Raw genomic sequence first — 4,046 nt, forward strand, 5'->3', positions numbered from 1 at the left:
CGCCCTCGCCCTCACGCCCGCCGACACCGTCCTGACCAGCGGTGAGGTGCCCGAGGAGTGCGTCCGGGCGACGGCGGCGGCGCTCCCGCCCGGCCGACCTTGGCCCTCACACCCGGCCGTGACACCCCCCGCCGCACCGGCGCCGCGGGCCACCGGGGCCCGGACGCCGGCGCGGCGGCGACGGGCACGCGTCAGGGGCGCCCCATGTGGGTCGGGTAGTAGCCGCTGCTGATCCGCGAGATCCGGATCAGCGTGCCGGGCCGGGCCGCCTCCACGTACTGGTTGTTGCCCAGGTAGATCGCGACGTGGTGGATGCCCCGCGCGGACCCGTCGTCGGACCAGAACAGCAGGTCGCCACGCTGCAGCTGGCTGGCCTTCACCGGCGTGGTGGCCGCGTACTGGTCGTTGGCGACCCGCGGCAGGTCGATGTCCCCGCGCCGGAAGGACTGCTGGACGAGGCCCGAGCAGTCGTAGCCGTCCGGGCCGTTCCCGGCGGTCTTGAACGGCTTGCCCAGCTGCGCGAGCGCGAACTGCACCGCCGTCTCGACGTCACCGTCCGCCGACGGCGCCACCGCGTCCGCCGACGTCGACGTCGACGTCGACGCGGACGTCCCCGTGGCAGCCGTGTCGGACCCGCCGGTCCGCGCCAGGTAGACGTCGTAGTGCGTAGTCCAGCGCCACTGACCGGCGGCGTTCTTGAACCAGTACCGCGAGCCGTCCCAGCCCTGGGTGATCCCCCCGGACGAGCTGCTCGTCGTCGCCGACGCCGTCGTGCCCGTGGCAGCCGTACCGGACCCGCCGGTCCGCGCCAGGTAGACGTCGTAGTGCGTGGTCCAGCGCCACTGACCGGCAGCGTTCTTGAACCAGTACTTCGACCCGTCCCAGCCCGCGTGGGCCGGCGCCGGCTCCGCGGCGGCGGTGCCCACGCCGGTGCCGAGCCCGATCCCGCCGGCGCCGGCCACGATCACGGCCGCCATGGCTATCCCCCGGCGGATCCGCGCCGCGCGGGGCGGGCGGGCGGGGCGGGCGCCCCGCGCCGGACGGGGGGAGGTGGCGGCGTGCTGCCCGGTCGCGTCGTCGGCGGCATCCGGTGCGCCGGTGTTGACGGTCGTCATCCTGCTGTCTTCCTTCGCTGGTCGCGCCGGTCGCGCTGGAGGCGCTGAACGCTGAACGCGGTACGGAGGGCCACGGGCCCTGGTCTGCCTGCGTGTCACGTTAGGCACGCGTCCGCTCACAGCGCGCAGTGGAGTGCGCCAAAGGAAGGCTCACGGAAGGTGAGCGACCGTCACCCGACCCCCCGCCGGATGACCTCCCGTCACCCGTGTGCCGACTCCGCCAGCAGCTGCTTCTTCAGCACCTTTCCCATGGCGTTCCTGGGCAGTTCGGGCACCAGCACGACCCGTCGGGGCCGCTTGTGCACCGACAGCCGCTCCGCCACGAAGGCCGTCAGCTGTTCCCCCGTCACGGGACCGTCCGGGATGACGTACGCGACGATCGCCTGGCCGAGGTCCGGGTCCGGCGCGCCGACCACGGCGGCGTCGGCCACCGCCGGGTGGTCGCGCAGGGCCGCCTCCACCTCGCCGGCGCCGATCCGGTACCCGCCGCTCTTGATCAGGTCGACGGAGGCGCGCCCGACGATCCGGTGGAAGCCGTCCGCCCCGATCACCGCGACGTCGCCGGTGCGGAACCAGCCGTCGGCGGTCCAGGCCTCGGCGTCGGCGTCCGGCCGGTTGAGGTACCCGCCGAACAGCGTCGGCCCGGCGACCTGGAGTTCGCCGACGCTCTCGCCGTCGGACGGCACGGGCCCGCCGTCCTCGCCGACCAGCCGGGTGCGCACACCCGCCACCGGCAGGCCGACGCTGCCCGGGCGGCGCTCGCCGTCGGCCCGGGTCGAGACGGTGATCAGCGATTCGGTCATGCCGTACCGCTCGATCGGGGCGTGGCCGGTCAGCGCGGCGAGCCGTTCGAACACCGGGACGGGCAGCGGCGCGCTGCCGGAGACCAGCAGCCGGGCCGAGGCGAGCCGCCCCGCCGCCTCGGCGTCCGCGGCCAGCCGGGACCAGACCGTCGGCACACCGAAGTAGAGGCTGCCCCCGGCCGCCGCGTAGCCGGCCGGGGTGGGGCGTCCGGTGTGCACCAGCCGGCTGCCGGTGCGCAGGGCGCCGAGCACGCCGAGCACCAGGCCGTGCACGTGGAACAGCGGCAGGCCGTGCACCAGGGTGTCCTCGGCGGTCCACCGCCAGGCGTCGGCGAGCGCGTCGAGGTCGGCGGCGACGGCGGCGCGGCCGATCACCGCGCCCTTGGGCGCCCCGGTGGTGCCGGAGGTGTACAGCACGAAGGCGGTCGCCGCCGGGTCCGGCTCGGCGTACGTGGTCGCGGAGCGCTCGCGCAGGTCGACCGGCAGCCCGGCGACGCCCGCCTCGGCCGCGTCGGCCGGCGGCTCGTCCCCGGCCGCGTGCGCGAGCAGGGCGGCACCGGAGTCACGCAGGATGTGCGCGCGCTCCTTCGGCCCGGAGTCGGGCGGCAGCGGGACCACCGGGACCCCGGCGAGCAGTCCGCCGACCACGGCGGTCACGGTCTCGGCGGTGGGCCGGGCGAGCACCGCGAGGGCGGGGGCGCCGGCCACCCGGTCGGCGACGGCGGTGGCCGCGCCGAGCAGCCGCTCGCGGGAGAGCGCCGGCCCGTCGGAGATCCGCAGCGCGTCGCCGGTGTCGCCGAAGCCGCCCTGAAGCGCCGTCAAGAGTGTCATGCCTGTGCCCTCGCCCCTGTCCACGGTGATCCGCCGCCTCGGGTGGATCCCAGCGCCGCGCCGACGGTCCGCCGGCGTCCCTGCCGCCGACTCTACGGGCCGGCGATCACCGTCCGGACCGCCGGGGCGGAACGCGGCGGGGCGCGCCCGGGAGCCATCCCGGGCGCGCCCCGCGCGTGCGTCCTGCCGGATCAGGCCTTGCGGGCCTGCACCTCGGCGGTGAGCTGCGGCAGCACGGCGAACAGGTCGCCGACCACGCCGTAGTCGACCAGCTCGAAGATCGGGGCCTCGGGGTCCTTGTTGACGGCCACGATGGTCTTCGAGGTCTGCATGCCGGCCCGGTGCTGGATCGCGCCGGAGATGCCCGCCGCGATGTAGAGCTGCGGGGAGACCTGCTTGCCGGTCTGGCCGACCTGGTTGCTGTGCGGGTACCAGCCGGCGTCGACGGCGGCGCGCGAGGCGCCGACGGCCGCGCCGAGCGCGTCGGCGAGCTCCTCGACGACGCCGAAGCCCTCGGCGGCACCGACGCCGCGGCCGCCGGAGACCACGATGGCGGCCTCGGTCAGCTCCGGGCGGCCGGTGGAGACGCGCGGGGTGCGCGAGACGACCTTGGCGGCGTTGCCGGTGAACGCGACGGTGACGTCCTCGACGGTGCCGGCGGCCGGGGCGGCCTCCGGGGCGACCGCGTTCGGCTTGACGGTGATGACCGGGGCGCCGTGCGACACCTTGGACTTCACCTGGAACGAGGCGGCGAACACCGACTGGGTGGCGACCGGACCGCCGTCGCCGGCCTCCAGGTCGATGGCGTCGGTGATGATGCCGGAGCCGATCCGCAGCGCGACGCGGGCGGCGACCTCCTTGCCCTCACCCGAGGAGGTGACCAGCACCGCGCCCGGCTCGACGGCCTTGGCGATCTGGGCCAGGGCGTCCACCTTCGGGACGACCAGCTGGTCGGCGAACTCGGCGCCGTCCGCGACGTACACCTTCGCCGCGCCGAACTCGGCGGCCTTGGCGGCCAGCTCGGCCGCCTTGTCACCGGCGCCCAGGACGACGGCCGACGGCTCGCCGATCCGGCGGGCCAGGGTCAGCAGTTCGAGGGCCGGCTTGCGGACCACGCCGTCGGCGTGGTCCACGAGAACCAGGATCTCAGCCATGATTCGTTGCTCCTGATCGATCGTTGGGTGCGCTAACGGGTGGGGACTAGATGAACTTCTGGTCGGCGAGGAAGCCCGCGAGCGCCTTGCCGCCCTCGCCCTCGTCCTTGACGACCGTGCCCGCGGTCCGCGCCGGACGCGCC

General features: G+C 75.6%; 3 protein-coding genes and 1 pseudogene. All 4 read right to left on the minus strand.

The window, feature by feature from the left end:
• Positions 1–191: 191 nt before the first annotated feature.
• Complete coding sequence (locus AB0N76_RS39430) at positions 192–1,115, minus strand: C40 family peptidase (RefSeq protein ID WP_363565678.1); 924 nt, start codon at positions 1,113–1,115, stop codon at positions 192–194.
• 200 nt (positions 1,116–1,315) lie between these two features.
• Positions 1,316–2,749: an acyl-CoA synthetase gene (locus AB0N76_RS39435; protein WP_363565679.1), complete on the minus strand. Its 1,434-nt coding sequence runs from the start codon at positions 2,747–2,749 to the stop codon at positions 1,316–1,318.
• Between the two features lie 191 nt (positions 2,750–2,940).
• Entirely contained in the window at positions 2,941–3,903 is a 963-nt protein-coding gene (locus AB0N76_RS39440) for an electron transfer flavoprotein subunit alpha/FixB family protein (RefSeq protein WP_363565680.1), read from the minus strand.
• 46 nt (positions 3,904–3,949) lie between these two features.
• Positions 3,950–4,046 (minus strand): annotated as a pseudogene (locus AB0N76_RS39445) (electron transfer flavoprotein subunit beta); the annotation flags it as partial.

Origin of the sequence: Kitasatospora sp. NPDC093806 (assembly GCF_040683335.1) — a bacterium.
Taxonomy (GTDB): Bacteria; Actinomycetota; Actinomycetes; order Streptomycetales; family Streptomycetaceae; genus Kitasatospora.